Annotated in this window: 1 protein-coding gene; it reads right to left on the bottom strand. The window is 51.3% G+C overall.

From position 1 onward, the window contains the following. Positions 1-183: 183 nt before the first annotated feature. Positions 184-679: hypothetical protein (locus tag AC01ZF_RS17585; RefSeq protein ID WP_476575558.1), on the bottom strand; the 496-nt coding region annotated here is incomplete at its 5' end.

Raw genomic sequence — 679 nt, 5'->3', positions numbered from 1 at the left:
CATCTCTGTCGTTACGTCAAAACCATTAATGTTTCAGTGCTCTACCGTGAGCCGAAAGTATTGAAAGTCAAACCGATCACCGTTTTGGATAACCGCAAAACCTAGTTTCAGTGCTCTACCGTGAGCCGAAAGTATTGAAAGAGGAATTTGGCGCGGATGTTGGCGCGGTGGTAGGTACGGGTTTCAGTGCTCTACCGTGAGCCGAAAGTATTGAAAGGTTCTTGTAAAGTTAACGAAACGGAAAGCGTGCCAGAGTTTCAGTGCTCTACCGTGAGCCGAAAGTATTGAAAGGTTTGTTTGCGCACTTGATTCTGATAACTGTACCACCGGACTCCACACCGAACCAACCACCGTGCCACCGGTGTACCACGTCCACGTACTCCCGTCGTTCGATACACCGAGATACACCGCAATTGCTGCGGAGATGGCAAGCGTTGTGGTGCGATGGCGAATCTCACGTCCGTGGTTGCACTCAATCCACCGCCAGCTCGACGATAGCGCGTAGGTAACACCACCGCTCGTTGTGTTGTTGTCTTTGAGGACGTTCAGGGTATTGGCCGGCGTATTTACACTATCTCGGTACAGTACCCCCGCTCGTAGTTCCTGCAGAAACTGCTCGTTGCTTGTCAACGATACCGGTGATGACCACGCTGACCACGCGCTTTGTTGCGTAAACAAG

The organism is Chloroflexus sp. (genome assembly GCF_056331925.1).
The sequence above is the reverse complement of the archived record's forward strand: the minus strand, read 5'-3'. Positions and strand labels throughout refer to the sequence as shown.